A 21,644-nucleotide genomic window follows, 5' to 3' on the forward strand; every position below is an offset into this window, starting at 1 on the left:
ACGAGGCTTGAGCTCGTCGAGCCGCCACTTACAATACATTCCCGAAGGTATATTTCAAGCGAAGATCAGAGTCTGAACAAGGGATGGACGCCATGGCCGCGGAACGCAGCGCCCCCAGGTCCCGGCCCGGACGGGGCACCGCACCCCGGCACCGGGACACGGGGCTGAAGCAGGAACGCGCGGTGCGCACGCGCGGCCAGGTGCTCGACGCGGCGGCGGAGGCCTTCGCGATCAAGGGCTTCCCCGCGGTGACCGTGCAGGACGTGGCCGAACTGGCGGGCGTGACCAAGGGGGCGGTCTACTTCCACTTCGCCAACAAGGAGGCGCTCGCCCAGGCGGTGGCCGAGGAGTTCTACCACGTGCTCGGGGTCATCGGGCAGGAGGTGGAGGAGACCGGGCTGCCGCCGCTGAAAGCGGTGGCGGAGCTGCTGGTGCGGACCGCCGTCGCCTTCCGCGACGACACGATGGTCCAGGCCGGGGCCCGGCTCCAGATCGAACGTTCCCTGATCGGCGTCGAGATGCCGATGCCGTACCTCGGCTACACCGAGTCCCTCACGGTGTGGCTCCGCCAGGCCCGGCAGCAGGGCAGACTCCCGGCGCCCGCCTCCCCCGAGTCCACCGCCCGCGTCCTCGTCTCGGCCTTCTTCGGCGCCCAGCACATCTCCTGGGTCCTCGACGACCGCAAGGACATCGAGGACCGCGTCCAGGAGATCCTGCGGGCCGTACTGCCCGCGACGGACCAGAGCTGAGGGCGGTCCCGCCGTCCACCGCACCTCCCGCTGCCCGGCGGGGTGCCGCTACGATCAGCGGCCATGGATTGGCTGGAGCGCGCCGCCGGGTTGAGGCAGTGGAGCCGGGACGGGGTGCGCGCGCCGCACAAGCCGTTGCTGCTGCTGTACGCGCTGGGCCGGTTCCAGGCGGACGCCGGGGACACCCTGCCGTACAGCGCGGTGGAGGCCGATCTGAAGCAGCTGCTGGCCGAGTACGGTCCGGCGCGCGTGACCACGCCCGCCTACCCCTTCCACCATCTCGTCAGCGACGGGGTGTGGGAGGTGCGGACCGACCGCGGCGGCGGCAGCCCCGGCACCGGGGTACGGGAGCTGCGGGCCGGCGGCGCCACCGGACGGCTCGCCCCGGGGCTGCGCGCCGAACTGCTGCGCGAACCGTCGCTGCTGGGCCGGATGGCGAGGGTGCTGCTGGACCTGCACTTCCCTCCGTCGCTGCACCAGGACCTGTGCGAGGCCGTGGGCCTGGAACTGGAACCGGCGCAGACGGACGCGTCCGCGTCGCCCGGGAGGCGCGGGCGGGACCGCCGGATGCGGGAGATGGTGCTGACCGCCTACGAGTACCAGTGCGCCTTCTGCGGCTACGACGGCATGCTCGGCACCTCTCCCGTCGGGCTGGAGGCGGCCCATGTGCGCTGGTGGGCGTTCGACGGGCCGGACGACGTCGACACGGGCTGTGCCTGTGCTCCCTGCACCACAAGCTGTTCGACAAGGGGGTCCTCGGCATGGGCGACGGCCACCGCATCCTGGTCTCGCAACGCTTCATCGGCCGCAGCACCGCCGCCCGCGACCATGTCACCGCCCTGGCGGGCCGTCCGCTCATCGGCCCCCAGCCCGGCATCCGCCCCGTCGCCGAGCCCCACCGCACCTGGCACACCAGCCAGGTCTTCCGCGGGTCCCCGCGCCCGGCGGCCGTCTGACCCCGTTCCGGGTGCGGAGCGGCATCAGCCGGTGGGGCGGGGCAGGGTGCGGCCGAGGAAGCCGCGGATGTGCTCGGTGATGGGTCCGAAGTGGCTCTCCAGGGCGAAGTGGCCGGAGTCGAGCAGATGGATCTCCGCGTCGGGCAGGTCCCGGCCGTACGCCCTGGCGCCCTCGGGGCCGAAGATCTCGTCGCCCGCGCCCCAGACCGCCAGCAGCGGGACCCGGGAGTCACGGAAGTACTGGTGCACCCGCGGGTACAGGTCCACGTTGGCGGGATAGTCGCGGAAGAGCGCGAGCTGGATCTCCGCGTTGCCGGGGCGGTCCAGCAGGGCCTGGTCGTGGACCCAGTTGTCGGGGCTGACCAGGGTGGGGTCGGCGACCCCGTTCAGGTACTGCCAGCGGGTGACCTCCAGGGTCAGGGCCGCGCGCACGGGGCCGTCGGTGTCCGGTCCCGGGTTCTTGGCGTAGGCGAAGACGCCGTCCCAGAAGGGCTTGACGAAGCCGTCCTCGTAGGCGTTGCCGTTCTGGGTGACGATCGCCGTGATGCGGTCGGGGGCCTGGAGGGCGAGCCGCCAGCCGATGGGGGCGCCGTAGTCCTGGACGTACATCGCGAACCGGTCGACGCCCAGCTCCCCCAGCAGGCCGGAGGTGACGTCGGTGAGGGCCTCGAAGGTGTACGGGAAGTCCTGGGGGGAGGGCATCGCGGACTGGCCGAAGCCGATGTGGTCCGGGGCGATGACCCGGTAGCGGTCGGCCAGCGCCGGGATCAGCCGGCGGAACATGTGCGAGCTGGTCGGGAAGCCGTGCAGCAGGACGACCGCGGGCGCCTGGGGGTCCCCGGCCTCCCGGTAGAAGACCTCCAGTCCCTTGACGGTGGCGGTGCGGTGGTGGACTGCGGGGGTGGTCATGTTCTTGCTCCCTTCACCTTCGCATATCTAACTGGTTCGAGCACTTTCAGTGGTTACTTCGCTCTTCAGTCGAGCACGGCGGGCATAACCTGTCAAGGATGCTTTAGGGGTTAGATGGCGGGCGCGTCGGGCGACCAGGGCGGCCACGGGCGGCCCGGAGTGTCGGTTAACCTTTCAAGTGGAGCGATGGGGTTAGGAGGCGAGGATGGCGGACAGCGGCCGGGAGCGGCAGGACGCCTTGCTGGAGCTGCTCAACAGCGCACCCGTGGTGCATGGGGCCGTCCAGGACCGGCTGGCGGATCCGGGGGCGGCACGGTCCTGGCAGCGGGAACACGGCGGCAGCGGCACGGCCGGGGAGCGCCGGTACCTCCTCCAGGCGCGCGATGCGTTGCAGGAGGTGGTGCGGGGCGGAGCGTCCGCCGCATCGCTGGAGCCGCTGCTTGAGGGCGTCGTCTCCCGCCCCCGGGTCCTGGCGGCCGGGGTGGCATGGGAGCTGGACGTGCCCGCGGAACGCCGGTTGGCGGTGGAGGCGGTCATGGCCTGGAGCGCGCTCCAGGAGACGGCGCCCGGGCGGCTGCGGCCGTGCGACAACGCGGAGTGCCGGCTGTTCCTCATCGACCGCAGCAAGACCAACAGGGCCCGCTGGTGCTCGATGGCCGTGTGCGGCAACCGCATGAAGGCACGGCGCCACTACCAGCGCACCCGGGACACCGCGGCCGAGTAGACCCGCAGGCCCGGTCGCCGGGAGCGTCCGCGAGGCGCCCCGCAGTGTTTCACGTGGAACATTGGTGCAGAGTGCGGCGATACCGGCCCAGAACTACGATCGGCCCGAGCGCAGGGACCACCGCTCCGCACCCTCCCCACCCTCCGCACCAGGCCGCCTCCGGCCGGACACCTCGCAGGAGGTCCGCGATGGCGATGCTGCTGTCCGTCAACGTAGGCATGCCCCAGGACGTCCCCTGGCAGGGACGGACCGTCCACACCGGAGCCTGGAAATCTCCCGTGCAGGGGCCCCGGATGGTGCGACGGCTGAACATCGAGGGTGACGGTCAGGGCGATCTGGCCGGGCACGGGGGCGAGATGCGTGCCGTTCTCGTCTACCAGCGTGAGTCCTACGCGTACTGGCGTCGGCAACTCGGGCGCGACGACCTCACCGTCGGGATCTTCGGAGAGAACTTCACCGTCGACGGACTGCCCGACGACGAGGTGTGCATCGGCGACCGGTACCGCATCGGGGAGGCGGAATTCGAGGTCACCCAGCCACGGGTCACCTGCTACCGGGTGGGCATGCGCCTGGGCGAACCCGCCATGGCCTCCCTTCTGGTCGCCCACCACCGCCCGGGCTTCTATCTGCGGGTCCTGGCCGAGGGGCGGGTACGGGCGGGCGACGAGATCACCCTGACCCGCAGAGGACCCGAGGCGCTCAGCGTGGCCGACACCGATGCGCTGCTCTACCTTCCCGGCCGCGACCCCGCCACGCTGCGCAGAGCGCTGAACATCCCCGCGCTGAGCCCCGGTTGGCAGCAGTCCTTCCGGGAACTCGCTGCCGAACACGCCCAAGAGCCCCAGCAGGCACCGGGCGGCCCGGGAGCACCGGGCGGAACAGGAGGGACAGATGTCCGGCGGGACGGGGAGACGGCAGGCCGGGCGGGCTTCCAGCGCCTGCGGGTGGTCCGGATCGTGCACGAGACACCGTCCGTCTCGTCGATCTACCTCGGCACCCCCGACGGCACGCCCCTGCCGGAGGCCCGCGCCGGGCAGTACCTCTCCCTCCGGATCGCCGTCGGCGCGGAATCCCCCACCGTGCGCAGCTACTCCCTGTCCTCCGCGCCCTCGTCCGGCATCTACCGGATCAGCGTCAAGCGCGAACCCCGGGGAAGGGTCAGCGGCTACCTCAACGCCGTGCTCCGCCCCGGGGATCTCGTGGACATCGCCAGTCCGCGCGGCACGTTCGTCCTCGAAGCGGGCACCCGGCCGGTCGTCCTGGTCTCGGCGGGGATCGGCGCCACCCCGGTGCTCGCCATGCTCCACCAGTTGGCCGCCGCGCGGGACGCACGCCCCGTCTGGTGGATCCATGTCGCCCATGACCGCGCCCACCATGTCTTCGCGGAGGAGGTGCGGGCACTGCTGGCCCGGCTCCCCGACGGCCACGAGCACATCTACTACACCGGCGCGGCCGACTCCCCTCCCGGCGGGCCCCGGGTCAGCGCGGGACGGCCGACCGCCCGGTCGCTCGCGGAGCTGGGCCTTCCCGCCGACGCGGACGCCTATCTCTGCGGGCCGAGCGCCTTCATGGAGGAGGTCGGCGGCTTTCTGCGCGACCACGGTCTACGGCCCGAACGGATCCGCACGGAACGGTTCAGCGCGCTTCCCGCCCTCACCCCCGGGGTGGCACCGGCGCCCGCGGTCCGGCCGCACCAGCCGCCCGGGCCGCCCGGCACCGGACCTCTCGTCACCTTCGCCCGCAGCGGCATCACCACCGCCTGGTCGGCCGCTCATGCCTCGCTGCTCGACCTCGCCGAGGCCTGCGACGTACCGACCCGCTGGTCCTGCCGCACCGGTGTGTGCCACACCTGTGTCACGCCTCTGGTCTCGGGCGGCATCACCTACACCACGCCGCCCCTCGAACTCCCGGACGCGGGCAGCGTTCTCGTCTGTTGCAGCGAGCCGGTGGGCGAGGTCGTACTCGACCTCTAGGGCCTCTTCGAACGGCAGACGGAGGAGGCGGCGCCCGGTACCGGTCCCTCCCCTCGTGGGGACCGGTACCGAACGGCGCGGACCGGTGGACGTCCGGGCCCGTGCTCGACGCGACGGCTGCAACAGCTGCAACGGCTCCGGCAGCAACGACCGGAAACATGCGCCACGGTGTGGCTCCCGGACGCCGGTCCGGTGGCCCCTGCGGACGATGCGCGGTGCTTCCTTGATCCTGCCAGCCGGTGCATCCCCCCGAGGAGGTTCCGGTGTCAAACAAGCGACTTCACCGCAGGTCAGCCGTATAAAGTGAGTTTTCCGGTCCGGAAGTCCAGCCGCGGGGGAAGTAAGGAGTGGAGGCCTTGAGTTCCGACTCGGGGGCACGTACAGCCTTCGCGGAACGTCTCGCGCTGCTGTACAAGGAGGCCGGCAACCCTCCCCTGAAGCGCGTGGCCGAAGCGGTCGACCGATTGCAGCGGGTCGACGAACGGGGGCGGCCCGTACGGGTGTCGGCCCAGCGGATCAGCGACTGGCGACGGGCCAAGAACGTGCCCGCCCAGTTCACCGCCCTCGCCGCGGTGCTCCAGATCCTGATACCCCAGGCGCGGCGTTCAAGGCCCGCTCCGGTGTCCAAGGGCCTGTACGACGTGGCCCAGTGGCACCGGCTGTGGGAGCGGGCGGTGGCCGATCCGGTCGGCGACCGCCCCGAGACGGCCGTCGAGGAGGAGGAACGGCTCCCGGCCGAGGCCCCGGCCGTGGCCGGTGTCTGCCCGTACCGGGGGCTGGCCGCCTACCGGCAGGAGGACGCCGGGTGGTTCTTCGGACGGGAGCGGAGCACGGAGGCGCTCATCGCCCAACTCCGGGCGGCGGAGCGGACGGGCGGTCCGGTCATACTCGTGGGCGCCTCCGGAGCGGGCAAGTCGTCCCTGCTGAACGCCGGACTGGGGCCCGCGCTGGGAAACGGCGCACTGGGCGGGGACGGCGACGGGACACGGGAGGTGCTGCACCTCGTACCGGGAAGTGACCCCCTGGCGGAACTGGCCCGCCGGATCCCCGCCCTCGCACCCCTGATCGCGCCCCTGCTCCGTGCCGCGGAGCCGGTCGCCGCTCCTCCCGGTACCCCGGCCTTCGCCCGCGCCGTGCGGGAAGCCGTCGCGGAATGGGCGTGCCGCACGGGGTCCCCGGCGCCTCGTCCGGTCCTCGTCGTGGACCAGTTCGAGGAGGCGTTCACCCTCTGCGCCGACGAGTCGCACCGGCGCGCCTTCATCCAGCTCCTCCATGCCGCCTCCGCACCGGGCCGCCCCGGTGAGCAGGCCCCGGTGCTGGTCCTGCTCGGCATCCGGGCCGACTTCTACGAGGAGTGCCTCGGCTACCCCGAACTGGCCGACGCGCTCCAGCACCGGCACATGGTGCTCGGACCGCTGACCGCCGTGGAGCTGCGCGAGGCGGTGACGGGCCCGGCCAAGGCCGTGGGGCTGGAACTGGAGCCGGGGCTCGCCGAACTGATCATCCGTGAGGTGGGCGCCGACGGTCCGCGCGGCGCCCACAACGCGGGGGTGCTGCCGCTGCTGTCCCACGCCCTGCTCGCCACCTGGCAGCGCCGCAAGGCGGGACGGCTGACGCTGGCGGGCTACCGCGCGGCGGGCGGGATCCAGGGCGCGGTGGCGGCGACCGCCGAGCGGGCCTGGTCGGGCCTCGACCCGGCGGCCCGTACGGCCGCGCGGCTGCTGCTGCTCCGTCTGGTGCGGCTGGGCGAGGACACCCAGGCCACCCGCCGCCGGGGGACCAGGCGCCAGCTGGCGGAGGAGTCGACGGATCCCGGCAAGACGGACGAGTCCCTGGAGGCGCTGGTCCGGGCCCGGCTGGTGACGCTCGACGCGGAGACCGTGGAGATCACCCATGAGGCCCTGCTGCACGCCTGGCCGCGGCTGCGCGACTGGATCGACGAGGACCGCAACGGCAATCTGCTGCGCCAGCGGCTGGAGGAGGACGGACGGGCCTGGGAGGCCTCGGAGCGGGACAGCTCGCTGCTCTACCGCGGCTCCCGGCTCGAACAGGCCCGCAGCTGGGCGAAGTCCGCCGGGGACACCTCGCTGACCCGCAGCGCCGTGCAGTTCCTGGCCGCCTCGGCCGGGCTGCGCAAGCGCACGGTCCTGATCGCCCGGGCCGCCGTGGCGGCACTGGTGGTGCTCGCCGTGCTCGCGGCCGGTTCGGCGGTGGTGGCGTGGCGGCAGCGGGACGACGCGGTGTACGCGCAGGTCCTCGCGGAGGCGGACCGGGTGCAGCACACGGATCCCTCGCTGGCCGCCCAGCTGAGCCTGGTGGCCCGCGACCTGCGGCCGGACGACAAGGGCGCCTACAGCAGGCTGATCTCGATCGTGAACGCGCCTCTGGCCACTCCCCTGCTCGGCCATCAGGGCGCCGTCTACCTCACCTCCTTCAGCCCCGACGGCAAGACCCTGGCCACGGCCGGTTACGACCGGACCGTCCGCCTGTGGGACGTGGCCGACCGGAGCCGCCCCAAGCCGCTGGGCAATCCCCTCACCGGTCATACGAGCTGGGTGAGCAGCGCTGTCTTCAGCCCGGACGGGCACACCCTGGCCAGCGCCGGGGACGACGGCACGATCCGGCTGTGGGACGTGACCGACCCCGCCCGGCCGGCCCTGCTCGGAAAGCCCCTGACCGGCCATCGGGGCACGATCTATCTGGTCGCCTTCAGCCCGGACGGCCGCACCCTGGCGTCCGCGGGCGAGGACCGCACCGTACGCCTGTGGAACGTCGCCGATCCGCGGCGGCCGAAGCCGCTCGGCGCGCTCGGCGGCCATACGGCGGCGGTGCGCTGTGTGGCGTTCAGCCCCGACGGCCGCACCCTCGCGGCGGGCAGCGACGACAACACCGTCCGGCTGTGGAACACGGCCGATCCGCGCCGTCCGAAGCCACTGCCGACGGTGCTCACCGGCCATACGGACCTGGTGCACTCGGTGGCCTTCAGCCCCGACGGGCACACCCTCGCCAGCGGCAGTGCCGACAACACCATCCGGCTGTGGAACGTCTCCGACCCCGCGCACGCGGCGGCGATCGGCTCACCGCTCACCGGCCACACGGGCGCCATCTGGTCGGTGGCCTTCAGCCCCGACGGACGGCGGCTCGCCGCCGCCAGCGCGGACAGCACGGCCAGCCTCTGGAACGTCAGCGACCCGGCCTGGCCCTCCCAGGTCGGCGAGCCGCTCGCGGGCGGCAGCGGCGAGATGTACGCCCTGGGGTTCAGCCCCGACGGGCGGACGCTGGCCACCGGGAGCGGGGACAGCAAGGTGCGTCTGTGGTCGCTGCCGACCTCGGACATCACCGGCCGCAACGGGGTGTTCCGCCCGGACGGAAGGCTGCTCGCCACGGCCGCGGGCGACGGCCGGGTCCGGCTGTGGAACGTCACGGTGCCGGGGCGTCCCGTGCTCGTGGGACGGCCGTTCATGCCCGCCGACGGGGGCCAGCGGTCGCTGGTGTTCTCCCCCGACGGCCGCACGCTCGTGGTGCTCACCTCGAACGAGTCGGTGTATCTGTGGAATGTCACCGACCCCGCGCACCCGGTGGTCACCGGGCCGCGTCTCGCGCTGCGGACCCGCTTCATGGGCTCGTACGCGCTGGCGTACAGCCCCGACGGCCGGATCCTGGCCACTGCCTACGACCAGCGCACCATCCAGCTGTGGAACGTCAGCGACCTCTCCCATGCCGTCGCCCTGGGCAGGCCGCTGACCGGCCACTGGGGCTTCATCAACAGCCTGGCCTTCAGCCCGGACGGGCGCACCCTTGCCAGCGGCAGCGCCGACAACACCATCCGGCTGTGGGACCTGGGCGACCCCGCGCGTCCGGCCCCGCTCGGCAGCCCGCTCGCGGGGCACTCCGGGCCCGTCAACGCGCTGGCGTACAGCCCCGACGGGCGGACCCTGGCCAGCGGCAGCGACGACGACACCGTACGGCTCTGGGACGTCACCGACCCGCGGACGGCGACCGGCCTCGGCCCCCCGCTCACCGGCCACACCGAGGCGGTCACCTCGCTGACGTTCAGCCGGTCGGGCCACACCCTGGCCAGCGGCGGCAACGACAACACCGTACGGCTGTGGGACGTCACCCGGCCGTCGGCCGCCCGCCCGATCGGCCAGTCGATGAGCCCCTACGCCAAGACCGGGAACTTCCTGTCCTTCAGCCCCAACAGCCATGTGCTCGGGGTGTCGAGCGGCTCGGACACGGTCCGGCTGTGGAGCCTGGACGCCGACGCGGCCATCCGGCACATCTGCGCGGTCACCCGGGGCGTGCTGACCCCGGAACGGTGGCACGAGTACCTGCCCCGGCTCTCGTACCGGCCGCCCTGCGGACCCTGAGCACGGCCGGGCCGGGCCGCCTCCGTAACGTGATCCCGCTCACAACTCCCCTCCCGGGCCAGGCAGTCGACTCCCGCCGCCCGAGCAGCGTTGTTACTCTTGGCCACAGCCCGATCGCTGGTGCATCCCCCGTCGCCAGCGGTCGGGTCTTTCCATGCCCCGGGACGGGACGGGGCGGCGCCGGGGTCACCGGTCGAAGGGCAGCTCCAGCATCCGGATGGCGTTGCCGCGCAGCAGTTTGTACGTCACCTCGTCGGACAGCCCGGCCACATGCTCGGCCGCGACCTGCTTGGTGTGCGGCCAGGTCGAGTCGACGTGCGGGTAGTCGGTCTCGAAGGTCGCGTTGTCCACGCCGACGGTGTCGATGGCCTCGATGCCGTGCCGGTCGCGGAAGAAGCAGCAGAACATCTGCCGGTAGTAGTACGTCGACGGGGGCTCCGGGATCAGGTCCTTGACCCCGCCCCAGGCCCGGTGCTCCTCCCACACGTCGTCGGCGCGTTCCAGCGCGTACGGGATCCAGCCCATCTGCCCCTCGCTGTAGGCGAGCTTGAGCCGGGGGAACTTCACCAGGACCCCGGAGAAGAGGAAGTCCATCATCGACGCCATGGCGTTGTTGAAGCTCAGCGACGCCTGGACGGCGGGCGGGGCGTCGGGGGAGGCGGCGGGCATCTGCGAGGAGGACCCGATGTGCATGTTGACCACGGTCCCGGTCTCCTCGCACGCCGCGAAGAACGGGTCCCAGTAGCCGGAGTGGATCGAGGGCAGCCCCAGATAGGTCGGGATCTCGCTGAAGGTCACGGCCCGCACACCGCGGGCGGCGTTGCGCCGGATCTCGTCGACGGCCAGGCCGATGTCCCACAGCGGGATCAGGCACAGCGGGATCAGACGCCCTCCGCTGTCGCCGCACCACTCCTCGACCATCCAGTCGTTGTAGGCGCGGACGCAGGCGAGCGCGACCTCCTTGTCCTCGGCCTCGGCGAAGGTCTGCCCGCAGAAGCGCGGGAAGGTGGGGAAGCAGAGGGATGCCTCGACATGGTTGAGGTCCATGTCGTCGAGCCGGGCCTTGGGGTCCCAGCAGCCGCGGCGCATCTGCTCCCGGGTGATGCCGTCGAGGGTCATCTCGTCCCGGGAGAAGCCGACGGCGGCGATGATGCGCTTGTACGGGAAGAGCCGGCCCTCGTACTCCCACCAGTCGGTGATCTGGCCCTCGGGGTCGGTGGTGAACCGGTACTTGCCGCCGATGTACCGGAGTTCCCCGATGCCTGCGGTGAGGGGCTTCGGCCCCCGGTCCCGGTATTTGGCCGGGAGCCATGTCCCGAAGAGGTGTGCGGGCTCGATCACATGGTCGTCCACGCTGATGACCCGGGGCAGGTCGGTTGTGCTGCCGTCCGCTCCCACTGCTGCTCCCCTCCTGATCTGACGATGCGTCAGTTTTACGGTAGAGGGGACCCGGGGGCCCGGCAAGGGCGTCGCCGCCCCCGGGCCGGGCGGGGCAGGTCACGTCCCGCCGGGGTCCGTCTCGGGGCGGGTGCGGCCGGCTTCGGGACCTTCGGACAGTCGCAGCCGGGCGTGCAGGACGTCGCCGATGAAGAGGTCGTAGAGGAGGACGCCGAGGACGCCGCCGATGAGCGGGCCGACGATGGGGACCCAGAAGTAGTTGCTGAAGGAGCCCGCGAGGGTGCCGGGCAGTGCGATGCCCTGCCAGCCCGCGAGCCAGGTGAACAGGCGGGGGCCGAAGTCCCGGGCCGGGTTGATGGCATAGCCCGCGTTCGCACCGTAGGACATGCCGATGGCGGCGACCGCGAGGCCGATCACCCAAGGGCCCAGATTGGCCTTGACGGCCGTGTTGCGCAGATCGACGACGGCCACGATGAACATGGCAAGAAAGGCCGTGCCGACGATCTGGTCGATGAGCGGGCCCCACATTCCGCTGTGGTAGTACGGCGCGGGGAACGTGGCGAAGATGGAAAAGGTGGCCAGGGTGTGCCCGTTGACCTTCTGGCCCGCCGCGACCCGGTCGAAGGTGTTGATCGCGTCGTGGTAGACGGCGTACACCAGTGCGGCGCCGGTGAATGCGCCCACCAATTGCGACGCCATGTACGGAATCACCTTGCGCCAGGGGAAACCGCGGCGCGTCGCGAAAGCGAGGGTGATCGCCGGATTGAGGTGGGCGCCGCTGACTCCGCCCGCCACATAGACGCCGAAGGTGACGGCGAGCGCCCAGCCCCAGGTGACCAGCAGCCAGTCACCGGCCCCCAGGAAGAAGGTGGTGGGCCCCACCGTACGGCCCGATCCGGGGAGCGCGGCGACCGCCATGGCCACCACGCCCGCCCCGAAGGACACCAGGACAAAGGTCCCCAGGAATTCCGCGAGGCATTCACCGAAGAGGCCCCCTCGCATCCTGAGTCGGGAGGTTTTCAGCAGGGGCGGAATTTCCACGGCCACGATGAGCCCCCTCAGGGAATGGTCCGGCCCGTGGAGCCGCTGCCATCCGTCCGGGCCCGCGTATTCGGATACTGGAACGTGCACTCAGCAGGGAACACCCTGAGTATGGCGGACGAATTCACGAATTGCCGTCGCGTCCACCACGATGACCCGTTCGGATGACACCGCGGGTACGGGATCCGGGCGCCGCCCGGTCCGGACGGCGGCCCCTCCCGGAGCCGTACCGCCCCGCGCCCCGGAATCCCCGCTACCGGCACCCCCCTGTGGAACCGGCCCGCCGGTGCGGCAGTCTTTCCCCCGTGGCAGGCGTTCCGCAGCAGAACGGGTCGGGGGACACGGTCGCGCACATGGTGGTGTGCGGCGACGACGGGCTCGCGCATCGGCTGGCGGCCGAGTTGCGCGGGGTGTACGGCGAGCAGGTGGCCCTTGTCGTGCCGCCCGCCACCCGGGTCGCCCGGCAGCCGGTGGTGGGTCGCGCCCGCGCCTCCGGGCTGCTCGACCGGGTCTCCGCCGCCGTCACCCGCGCGGCGGGCAACGGCAACACCACCACCGGAACCGGCAACGGCGGCAGCGGCAGCGGCAGCGGCGCCGACGGCCGTGGCCCGGGTGCCGGGACCGCCCGTGCGCCGCACCCACCCGGCGACGTACGGGTGTTGGAGGCGTCGGAGGCGTCCGAATCCGTACTCGCCGAGGCCGGGGTGGAGCGGGCGAGGGCCCTCGCGCTCGTCTACGACGACGACGAGACCAACATCCGCGCCGCCCTCACCGCCCGCCGCCTCAACCCCCGCATCCGGCTGGTGCTGCGCCTCTACAACCGGCGGCTCGGGCAGCACATAGAGGCACTCCTCGACCAGGCGGCGGCGCTGGCCCTGGGCGGGAGCGACGGGGAGGCCGGAGGGTTCGACACGTCCACGACCGTCCTGTCCGACGCCGACACCGCCGCGCCCGCACTGGCCGCGACCGCCGTCGCCGGCACCACCAAGGTGGTGCAGACCGACGGGCTGATGCTGCGCGCCGTGGAACGCCCGCCGCCCCGGCCCGGCGAGGTCGCCGACCCCGGGCTGTGCACCCTGGCCCTGCTGTCGGCGACGGCCAACGACCCCGCGGGCGCCGACGGCTCCGAGGGCAGCGGCGAGCAGGGACCCCAACTCCTCCCAGACGAACGGGCGGTCGCCGCCGCCACCGGGCGCGGCACCGTCGTCCTGGAGAACGTCTCCTACGCGGGTCCCGCGCTCTCCGCCGGACGCAGCGTCGTCCCCCTGGGCTCCCTGCTGTCACGGCGGCTGCGCTGGTCCTTCGCGGGAATCGTCGGCTGTGTCGTCGCGCTGGCCGTCGCGTCGATGGCGGTCACCGGGGAACCCCCGCTGCGCGCCACCTACTTGACGCTGCTCGACCTGTTCGCGATCAACGACCCGGCCATCGGCCAGCCCGCCGGACGGCAGATCCTCCAGCTCCTCTCCGGGCTGGTCGGCCTGCTGCTGCTGCCGGTGCTGGTGGCGGCCGTCCTGGAGGCGCTCGGCACCTTCCGCAGCGGGACCGCCCTGCGCAAGCCGCCACGGGGACTGTCCGGCCATGTGGTGCTGCTCGGCGTCGGCAAGATCGGCACCCGGGTGCTGACCCGGCTGCGGGAACTGAGGATTCCCGTGGTGTGCGTGGAGGGCGATCCGGAGGCCCGGGGCCTTGCGACGGCCCGGCGGCTTCGGGTGCCGGTCGTGCTCGGCAATGTGACGGAGGAAGGCGTCCTGGAGGCCGCCAAGATCCACCGCGCGCACGCACTGCTCGCCCTCACCAGCGCCGACACCACCAACCTCGAAGCCGTCCTGTACGCCCGGTCCGTGCGGCCCGATCTGCGGGTCGTCCTGCGCCTGTACGACGACGACTTCGCGACCGCGGTCTACCGCACCCTGCGCGCCGCCCACCCGCACGCCCTGACCCGCAGTCGCAGCGTGTCGCACCTGGCGGCGCCCGCCTTCGCCGGGGCCATGCTGGGGCGGCAGATCCTGGGGGCGATCCCCGTGGAACGCCGGGTGCTGCTGTTCGCCGCGGTGAACGTGGCCGGTCATCCGCAGCTGGAGGGGCGGACGGTCGCGCAGGCCTTCCGGGCGGGCGCCTGGCGCGTCCTCGCCCTGGACACGGCGGCACCCGGCGCCCGGACCCCGGCCCCGGACCCCGACGCGGGCGCCCCGGGCCGCCCCTCGGGCCTGGTCTGGGACCTGCCGTCCACCTACGTCCTGCGCCCCGAGGACCGGGTGGTCCTGGCCGCGACCCGCCGCGGCCTGGCCGAACTCCTGGGGCGACGGCGGGGGGAGGGGGCTGCGGGGGTGTAGGGCGGCGCGGCGCGGCGGGCGGCGCGATGGGCGGGGCGGCATGGCGGGCGGGTGGCGCGGCGGGCGGGCGGCGGACTCGCTGGCCTGGCTGGCGGCATGGCGGGCTAGCGGCGCGGCAGGTGGGCGGGCGACCCGGTGGGCTGGCGGCGCGGCGGGCTGGCGGCATGGCGGGCGGGCGGCGCGGTCGTGGCTGGTCAGGGGCTTGTGGCGAAGAGTTTTCCACAGGCTGAGGACCTCCCCCGCACGATGTGCCCCGAGCCAGGCACTATGGGGCCATGACTGAGAGCAACGGCCCCACCTCGCCCGAGCGCGGCGAGAACATGCCGGACTGGGAGAAGCGCTTCCGGGCGCCACGGGTGTCACTGCCGGACTGGGCGGAGGACGCGCCGCATCGCGCGTTGTTCGTCTCCAACGCCACGGGGACCTACGAGCTGTACGCGTGGGACCGCGACACGGGCGAGCAGCGCCAGGTCACGGACCGGCCGAACGGTACGACGGACGGGCTGCTCTCACCGGACGGCGAGTGGATCTGGTGGTTCGACGACACCGACGGGGACGAGTTCGGCATCTGGAGACGCCAGCGGTTCACACAGGACCCCTCGGCGGCGCGGTCCGGGCCCGACGAGCCCGCAGCTCCCGGCCTGGAGCCGTCCTACCCGGCGGGACTGGCGATCGGACGGGACGGGCGGACGGCGGTCGTGGGCCGCTCGACCGACGAGGACGGCTCGACGGTCCATCTGGTGCGGACCGGTGAGTCCCCCGTCGAGCTGTACCGGCACCGCGAGTCGGCCGGAGTGGGCGGTCTCTCGCACGACGGCTCGCTGATCGCCGTGGAGCACACCGAGCACGGCGACGCGATGCACTCGGCCCTGCGGGTGCTGCGGGCGGACGGCGCCACGGTGGCGGAGCTGGACGACACCAAGGGCGGCCGGGTCGAGCTGGGCCTGGAGTCGCTGGGCTTCGCACCGGTCGACGGGGACACCCGGCTGCTGGTCGGGCACCAGCGGCGCGGCCGGTGGGAACCGCTGGTGTGGGACGTCTCCTCGGGCGAGGAGACCGACCTCGCCCTGGAGCTGCCGGGCGATGTGGCAGCGGAGTGGTACCCGGACGGCTCCGCGCTGCTGATCGCGCACAGCTTCGAGGCCCGCAGCGAACTCCTGCGGTACGACCTGGCGACGCGCGAGCTGGTCCGGGTCCCGACACCGCCCGGCTCCGTGTCGGGGGCGACGGCCCGCCCCGACGGGACCGTGGAGTACCTGTGGTCGTCGGCGGCCGAGCCGCCGGTGGTGCGGTCCACGACGGGCCGGGTCGTGCTGGATCCGCCCGGGATGAAGTCACCCGGGTCGGTCCCGGTGGAGGACGTGTGGGTGGAGGGCCCGGGCGGCCGCATCCACGCCCTGGTGCAGAAGCCGGCCGGGGCGACCGGGCCGCTGCCGACGGTGTTCGACATCCACGGCGGCCCCACCTGGCACGACAGCGACTCGTTCGCGGCGGGCCCGGCGGCCTGGGTGGACCACGGGTACGCGGTGGTGCGGGTCAACTACCGGGGCTCGACGGGCTACGGGCGCGAGTGGACGGACGCCCTGAAGCACCGGGTGGGGCTGATCGAGCTGGAGGACATCGCGGCGGTGCGGGACTGGGCGGTGTCGTCCGGGCTCGCGGACCCGGAGCGGCTGGTCCTGACCGGCGGCTCCTGGGGCGGCTATCTGACCCTGCTCGGAGTCGGCACCCAGCCGGACGCATGGACGATCGGCATCGCGGCGGTACCGGTCGCGGACTATGTGACGGCGTACCACGACGAGATGGAAACGCTGAAGGCCATGGACCGGACGCTGCTCGGGGGCACCCCCGAGGAGGTACCGGAGCGGTTCGAGGCGTCGTCACCGCTGACCTACGTGGACGCGGTGAAGGCCCCGGTCTACATCTCGGCAGGGGTGAACGACCCGCGCTGCCCGATCCGCCAGGTCGAGAACTATGTGGACCGGCTCACCGCCCGGGGCGCGGTGCACGAGGTGTACCGCTATGACGCGGGACACGGCTCCCTGGTGGTCGACGAGCGGATCAAGCAGGTGCGGCTGGAGCTGGACTTCGCGGAGCGCCATCTGGCGAAGTGACATCCGGAGAGGGGGGGAGGGACAGGGGCGGGAGGACGTGGGCCGGGGCGGGTGCGTATGACCCGCCCGGCGTACGGGGGCGCGCGTCCCCGTCCGCCGGGCCCCACGGACGGGTCGGGGAGGGCGGCACCGTACCGTGGAGGGCGTGTACCGCTTTCTGCTGACACCCCGCTGGTGGGGGATCAACGTCTTCGTGCTGTTGGCCGTCCCCTTCTGCATCTTCATGGGGTCGTGGCAGCTGGGCCGGTTCGAGTCCCGGGTCCATGAGCAGGAGCAGGCGAGCCGACAGGCCTCGGCGGCCCGCACGGAGGCGGCCCGGCCCCTTCAGGAACTGCTGCCGGTCGACAAGAACACGTCCGGCAAGCGGGCCACGGCCACCGGCCGCTACGGCACGCAGCTGCTGGTGCCGGACCGGGAGCTGGACGGCAGGCAGGGCTTCTACGTCCTGACACTGCTGCGCACCGACGGGGGCAGGGCCCTGCCCGTCGTGCGGGGCTGGCTGCCGGGCGACGCGAACCGTGCGAAGGCACCGGCCGCGCCGACCGGCGAGGTCACCGTCACGGGTGCCTTGCAGGCATCGGAAAGTCCGGGGGGGAACGGGGTGGGTGGGGGCGGGGGGCTCCCCCCCGATCAGACCGCCGCGATCAGCGCGGCGTCCCTGGTGAACCTCGTGCCCTACCGCCTCTACGACGCCTGGGTCACGCTCGACAAGGCCGACAGCGGCATGAAGGCGGTACCGGCGACGGCACCCCAGGGGACCGGGCTGGATCTCAAGGCCTTCCAGAATCTCGGCTACACGGGCGAGTGGTTCGTCTTCGCGGGCTTCACGGTCTTCATGTGGTTCCGCCTGCTGCGCCGTGAGGTGGAGTACGCGCGGGACGCGGAGCTTGGCCTCGTCATGGAGGGGCCGGGGGCCGGGAGCGAGACTCCGAAGGCTGCCGCGGCCTCCGAGGCTGCCACGGCTCCCAAGGCCCCCGAGGGGGCTGCGGGCGCCGCAGGTGGGGCAGCCGACGGTGGCGAGGCGGCGGCCGCCGGGAGCGAGTCCAGGGCCGGGTCCGGGACCGCGGCGACCTGAGGTTCGGGCGGGCGCGAGGCCCGTACGCGGGCCCGTACGAGAGGTCCGTACGGGAGGCCCGTGACGACTGGCGAGCGGGCCTGCCCCGCCCGTCCCGCCCGGCACCGGTGGGCAGGCCTCGCCCGGTGAGGGGCGGAGCAGGGCCCGAGAGGCGCCGGGGGCGGTCGGGCGGGGGGTCAGGTGGCCGGGAGCATGCCGGTGCGGTAGACGGTGCCTGCGCAGGCGTTGGAGACGGTTGCCGTGGCGGGGGCGGAGCCGGTCTCCGGTGTGTGGGAGACGATCACGCTGCCGTCGGCCACCCCGTCCTCCGTCATCAGCTGGGGTGCCACCCCGCTGCCCTGGGCGGCCGTGCCGCCGCCCGTGCCGGGACTGCCCGAGGGGCTGGGGTCCGGTGAGGGACCGTCGCTGCCGCCGCCCGTGGTGGGGCAGGTCTCGGAGGGGACCCAGGCGAACTTGACCTCGTAGGCCCCGCCGGGCTTCAGCACGAGCGAGGCGACCTCCTGGGACGGGTCGGGCAGTCCGGCCGCCGCGTCGCCCGCGACATGCTGCACCACGTCGATCTTCGACGGTTCCGCCGCGCCCTTGGGAGCCGCAGCCACGCTGCCGCCGCCCGGGACCGTGCAGCTCGCGGCGGAGACATTGGCGACGCGGAAGGTGCCGTAGACCGTGCCGGCGGAGTCCGGGGCGCCCGCGATGGCGGTCTCGCCGCCGAGCTGGGCCGTCGTACAGGTGGGTGCGCCGGGCGCGGAGGCCGTGGGGGCGGTGGCTCCGCCGGTCTTGCCCCTGCCCTTGCCCTCCGTGCCCGGCCTGGCGCCCGATTCCCGGCCCTCGGCGGTGCCGTGGGAGCCGACCGCGCCGCTGGAGCCGCCGTCCGGTCCCTCGTCGTGCCGCTGGTCCTGCCGGGCCCGGGAGGCCTGCCCGGCGATGGAGGGGTCGGCGTCGGGGCCGGTGGCGTCGGAGACATGGACGAGGGCCGGGATCGCGGTACCGATGAACAGGGCGGCCGCCGCCATGCCGATCAGGGCCTGCCGCTTGCGGGCCCGTCGGGCGGGCACCGCGCGCCGCAGATGGTCCAGGGTGCCGTCGCGTGGCTCGATCTCGTCCACGGCCTGGTGCAGCAGGCGCCGTAGCGCCCGTTCGTCCGGGGCGAGGCCCTCGGTCTCCCAGCCGTCCCGCCCGGTGCCGGACCCGTTCTCCTTCTCCGCGAGCCCGGGCGACCCTGCGGGGCCTGGGGTGTCGGCGCCGTCCGGCCGGAGGGCCGTGGGGGCCTGGTCGTCGGGGCGGTGGTTCACAGTTCCGTTCCCAGCATGCTGCTCGTGGTCGTTCTTGTGCGGGCGTGGCCGGTCCGTCGGCCCGAACCGCTCGTTTCGCCCGGTCCGGTCCGTCCGCCCGTGCCGCTCGTCCCGCCCGTGCTGCCCATGACGCTCGTCCAGCCCGGACCTCTCGTCCAGCCCGGACTCCTCGTCCCGCCCGGGACGTACGTCGGGCTCGGGGCGGGCGTCGGGCTCGGGGCGGGCGTCGGGCTCGGGGCGGGCGTCGGGCTCGGGGCGGGCGTCGGGCTCGGGGCGGGCGTCGGGCTGGGGGTGGGTGCGGGGGCCGACGGTTTCGTCCCGGTCGGCGCGGTCGTTCATGCCGTCGCTCCCATGGCGACCCGCAGCGCCGCGATGCCGCGCGAACCGTACGCCTTCACCGAACCCAGCGATATCCCCAGCGTCTCGGCGACCTGGGCCTCGGTCATGTCCGCGAAGTAGCGCAGCACCAGCACCTCGCGCTGGCGGCGCTGGAGGCCCTTCATGGCCTGGATCAGCGAGTCGCGCTCCAGCTGGTCGTAGGCGCCCTCCTCGGCGCTCGCCATGTCCGGCATCGGCTTGGACAGCAGCTTGAGGCCGAGGATGCGGCGGCGCAGCGCCGAACGCGACAGATTGACGACCGTCTGACGCAGATAGGCGAGGGTCTTCTCCGGGTCGCGGACCCGCTTGCGGGCCGAGTGGACGCGGATGAACGCCTCCTGGACGACGTCCTCACAGGACGCGGTGTCGTCGAGGAGGAGCGCCGCGAGCCCGAGGAGGGAGCGGTAGTGGGCGCGGTAGGTCTCGGTGAGATGGTCCACCGTGGTGCCGGCGGCCGTCGTCTCCTCGGCGCTCTCGCGCTGTCCGGGTATGCGGGCGGGCCGCGCTGCGGGCATGGGCGCGATCACCGGCATGCCGCCGGGCGCACCGGACAGGCGGGGACGGCGGGGCGGGCGGAGGGTCGTGCCCCTCGCCCGTACCGCGGTGAATTCGAGTACCTCTGCCACGCCAGTTGGACACGTTCCGCCCCATGAGGGTTGTACGCGTCGGGTATCGCCTTCTCGTCGGGCAGCAGGTCGGTCTGCACGTGCCCGGGTGCGCCCCCCAGCGCGACGGACCGTGCGTCTAGTGGCCTCATGCGTACCTGCTCTTCCCCTGTGCCCCATGTGTGATGGTGCGCGCCCTCCCCCAGGGCGACCGCAAAGACGCTCCCCGCGCCGCAGGCGGTTGCGGAGCGGGGAGGGAAATCCTCGGACACCCGGGGGCTCCGATTCAAGTGGTGCTCGCGTGGTTCCGATCATGCGACCGGTCCACGGAACCGACACAGATCCTACAAATCTTTCGGCCGACGACCAGGGGGTTTCCCGCCGGACGGGACACCTTCCCGCGCGGCACCCGGCGTGGAGAGCCGGGCCGCTCCCGCGCCGACCTCGCCGCCGCCCCCGCCTCAGCCCTCCGAAGCCCCCAGCTCCGCCGCGACGAGCTCCGCGATCTGGGCCGTGTTCAGTGCCGAGCCCTTGCGGAGGTTGTCGCCGCAGACGAACAGTTCCAGGGCGGTCGGGTCGTCGAGGGAGCGGCGCACCCGGCCCACCCAGGTGGGGTCGGTGCCGACCACATCGGCGGGGGTGGGGAACTCGCCCGCGGCCGGGTCGTCGAAGAGGACCACCCCGGGGGCGGTGGCGAGGATGTCGCGGGCGCGCTCGACCGTAACCTCGCCCTCGAAGCGGGCGTGGACGGTGAGGGAGTGCGCGGTGACGACGGGCACGCGGACGCAGGTGACCGCGACCGGCAGCCGGGGCAGGCCCAGGACCTTGCGGGACTCGTCGCGGATCTTCATCTCCTCCGAGGACCAGCCGTCCTCGGCCGGTGTCCCGGCCCAGGGGACGACGTTCAGCGCCACCGGCTCGGGGAAGGGCCCGGTGTTGTCGCCGACGGCGCGCCGTACGTCGCCGGGGCTGGTGCCCAGTTCGGTGCCCGCGACCAGGGACAGCTGCTGCCGCAGGGTGTCGATGCCCGCGCGGCCCGCGCCGCTCACGGCCTGGTACGAGGAGACGACCAGTCCGCTCAGCCCGAACTCGGCGTGCAGGGCGCCGATCGGCACGATCATCGCGAGGGTCGTGCAGTGGGGGTTGGCGATGATGCCGCGGGGGCGGACCCGGGCGGCGTGCGGGTTGACCTCCGGCACGACGAGCGGGACTTCGGGGTCCATCCGGAAGGCGCCGGAGCTGTCCACCACGACCGCGCCGCGGGCGACGGCGATCGGCGCCCACTGGCGGGCCACCTCGTCCGGTACGTCGAACAGGGCGACGTCGACGCCGGACAGGGCGTCCTCGTCGAGCGCGACGACCTCGACCTCCTCGCCGCGCACGGTCAGTTTGCGGCCCGCCGAGCGGGGTGAGGCGATCAGCCGGATCTCGCCCCAGATGTCCGCGTGCTGGGACAGGATCTGGAGCATGACCGAGCCGGCGGCTCCGGTCGCGCCCACGACGGCGAGCGTGGGCCGCCCGGTCCGCGCCGCCGTCACCGGCACTCCCCGGGGAGCGCGGCCTGCCGTGCAGGAGCCGCGGCCTGCCATACGGGGGACGCGGCCTGCCGTACGGGAGCCGCGGCCGGGCCAGGGCCCGGAGGGCACGCCAGGGCGGGTCCCGGAAGGCATGCGCGCCCGGACCCCGCACTACGCGGCGGGCACACGCGCCCCGCCCTCGTACCCGGC

General features: G+C 73.3%; 13 protein-coding genes and 1 pseudogene. 8 read left to right on the top strand and 6 right to left on the bottom strand.

Annotation, left to right across the window (positions count from 1 at the left end; all coding sequences use genetic code 11):
* The first annotated feature begins 92 nt into the window (after positions 1–92).
* On the top strand, positions 93–749 hold the full coding sequence (locus ACIHAA_RS21425; protein ID WP_399819432.1) for a ScbR family autoregulator-binding transcription factor: 657 nt from the start codon (positions 93–95) through the stop codon (positions 747–749).
* Positions 750–812: 63 nt separating this feature from the next.
* A pseudogene (locus ACIHAA_RS21430) lies at positions 813–1,705 on the top strand (phosphorothioated DNA-binding restriction endonuclease).
* Between the two features lie 24 nt (positions 1,706–1,729).
* Here ACIHAA_RS21430 and ACIHAA_RS21435 read toward each other — a convergent pair.
* The gene (locus tag ACIHAA_RS21435; RefSeq protein ID WP_399819434.1) at positions 1,730–2,614 is read right to left on the bottom strand and encodes an alpha/beta fold hydrolase; all 885 of its coding nucleotides are present in this window, start codon (positions 2,612–2,614) and stop codon (positions 1,730–1,732) included.
* Positions 2,615–2,819: 205 nt separating this feature from the next.
* Between ACIHAA_RS21435 and ACIHAA_RS21440 the strand changes: the two genes are divergently transcribed.
* The 3 genes from ACIHAA_RS21440 to ACIHAA_RS21450 all read left to right on the top strand — a co-directional run bounded on the left by ACIHAA_RS21440 (position 2,820) and on the right by ACIHAA_RS21450 (position 9,681).
* The gene (locus tag ACIHAA_RS21440; RefSeq protein ID WP_399819436.1) at positions 2,820–3,338 is read left to right on the top strand and encodes a CGNR zinc finger domain-containing protein; all 519 of its coding nucleotides are present in this window, start codon (positions 2,820–2,822) and stop codon (positions 3,336–3,338) included.
* Between the two features lie 188 nt (positions 3,339–3,526).
* Entirely contained in the window at positions 3,527–5,311 is a 1,785-nt protein-coding gene (locus ACIHAA_RS21445; protein ID WP_399819438.1) for an MOSC domain-containing protein, read from the top strand.
* Positions 5,312–5,658: 347 nt separating this feature from the next.
* Entirely contained in the window at positions 5,659–9,681 is a 4,023-nt protein-coding gene (locus tag ACIHAA_RS21450) for an AAA family ATPase (RefSeq protein ID WP_399819440.1), read from the top strand.
* A 186-nt stretch (positions 9,682–9,867) separates the two neighbouring features.
* Here the strand turns inward: ACIHAA_RS21450 and ACIHAA_RS21455 are convergent, their stop codons facing one another.
* Together ACIHAA_RS21455 and ACIHAA_RS21460 are read right to left on the bottom strand one after the other, a co-directional pair.
* Positions 9,868–11,079: an amidohydrolase family protein gene (locus ACIHAA_RS21455; RefSeq protein WP_399819442.1), complete on the bottom strand. Its 1,212-nt coding sequence runs from the start codon at positions 11,077–11,079 to the stop codon at positions 9,868–9,870.
* A gap of 99 nt (positions 11,080–11,178) precedes the next feature.
* A complete protein-coding gene (locus tag ACIHAA_RS21460) occupies positions 11,179–12,126 on the bottom strand; it encodes an MIP/aquaporin family protein (protein WP_399819444.1) in 948 nt (315 codons plus the stop codon).
* Between the two features lie 347 nt (positions 12,127–12,473).
* On the opposite strand from ACIHAA_RS21460, the gene ACIHAA_RS21465 reads away from it, so the two are divergent.
* The 3 genes from ACIHAA_RS21465 to ACIHAA_RS21475 all read left to right on the top strand — a co-directional run bounded on the left by ACIHAA_RS21465 (position 12,474) and on the right by ACIHAA_RS21475 (position 17,642).
* On the top strand, positions 12,474–14,453 hold the full coding sequence (locus tag ACIHAA_RS21465) for an NAD-binding protein (RefSeq protein WP_399819502.1): 1,980 nt from the start codon (positions 12,474–12,476) through the stop codon (positions 14,451–14,453).
* A 275-nt stretch (positions 14,454–14,728) separates the two neighbouring features.
* Complete coding sequence (locus ACIHAA_RS21470) at positions 14,729–16,567, top strand: prolyl oligopeptidase family serine peptidase (RefSeq protein ID WP_399819446.1); 1,839 nt, start codon at positions 14,729–14,731, stop codon at positions 16,565–16,567.
* Between the two features lie 145 nt (positions 16,568–16,712).
* The gene (locus ACIHAA_RS21475) at positions 16,713–17,642 is read left to right on the top strand and encodes an SURF1 family protein (protein WP_399819448.1); all 930 of its coding nucleotides are present in this window, start codon (positions 16,713–16,715) and stop codon (positions 17,640–17,642) included.
* Between the two features lie 176 nt (positions 17,643–17,818).
* Here the strand turns inward: ACIHAA_RS21475 and ACIHAA_RS21480 are convergent, their stop codons facing one another.
* The 3 genes from ACIHAA_RS21480 to ACIHAA_RS21490 form a co-directional block, all read right to left on the bottom strand.
* Positions 17,819–19,273, bottom strand: coding sequence for a hypothetical protein (locus ACIHAA_RS21480; protein WP_399819450.1), 1,455 nt, complete (start codon positions 19,271–19,273; stop codon positions 17,819–17,821).
* Positions 19,270–19,938 (bottom strand): SigE family RNA polymerase sigma factor, encoded by a 669-nt coding sequence (locus ACIHAA_RS21485; RefSeq protein WP_399819452.1) that lies wholly within the window; start codon positions 19,936–19,938, stop codon positions 19,270–19,272. Before ACIHAA_RS21485 ends, ACIHAA_RS21480 begins: the two co-directional genes overlap by 4 nt.
* Positions 19,939–20,378: 440 nt before the next feature.
* On the bottom strand, positions 20,379–21,506 hold the full coding sequence (locus tag ACIHAA_RS21490; RefSeq protein ID WP_399819454.1) for an aspartate-semialdehyde dehydrogenase: 1,128 nt from the start codon (positions 21,504–21,506) through the stop codon (positions 20,379–20,381).
* Positions 21,507–21,644 lie beyond the last annotated feature (138 nt).

The sequence above is a fragment of the Streptomyces sp. NPDC052040 genome, from assembly GCF_044548405.1.
Taxonomy (GTDB): Bacteria; Actinomycetota; Actinomycetes; order Streptomycetales; family Streptomycetaceae; genus Streptomyces.

Excerpts from the sequence above, each read along its gene's own strand:
- ACIHAA_RS21425 (WP_399819432.1), top strand. The coding sequence starts at position 93 with ATGGCCGCGGAACGCAGCGCCCCCAGGTCCCGGCCCGGACGGGGCACC.
- ACIHAA_RS21435 (WP_399819434.1), bottom strand. The coding sequence starts at position 2,614 with ATGACCACCCCCGCAGTCCACCACCGCACCGCCACCGTCAAGGGACTG.
- ACIHAA_RS21440 (WP_399819436.1), top strand. The coding sequence starts at position 2,820 with ATGGCGGACAGCGGCCGGGAGCGGCAGGACGCCTTGCTGGAGCTGCTC.
- ACIHAA_RS21445 (WP_399819438.1), top strand. The coding sequence starts at position 3,527 with ATGGCGATGCTGCTGTCCGTCAACGTAGGCATGCCCCAGGACGTCCCC.
- ACIHAA_RS21465 (WP_399819502.1), top strand. The coding sequence starts at position 12,474 with ATGGTGGTGTGCGGCGACGACGGGCTCGCGCATCGGCTGGCGGCCGAG.
- ACIHAA_RS21470 (WP_399819446.1), top strand. The coding sequence starts at position 14,729 with ATGACTGAGAGCAACGGCCCCACCTCGCCCGAGCGCGGCGAGAACATG.
- ACIHAA_RS21480 (WP_399819450.1), bottom strand. The coding sequence starts at position 19,273 with ATGAACGACCGCGCCGACCGGGACGAAACCGTCGGCCCCCGCACCCAC.
- ACIHAA_RS21490 (WP_399819454.1), bottom strand. The coding sequence starts at position 21,506 with ATGGCAGGCCGCGGCTCCTGCACGGCAGGCCGCGCTCCCCGGGGAGTG.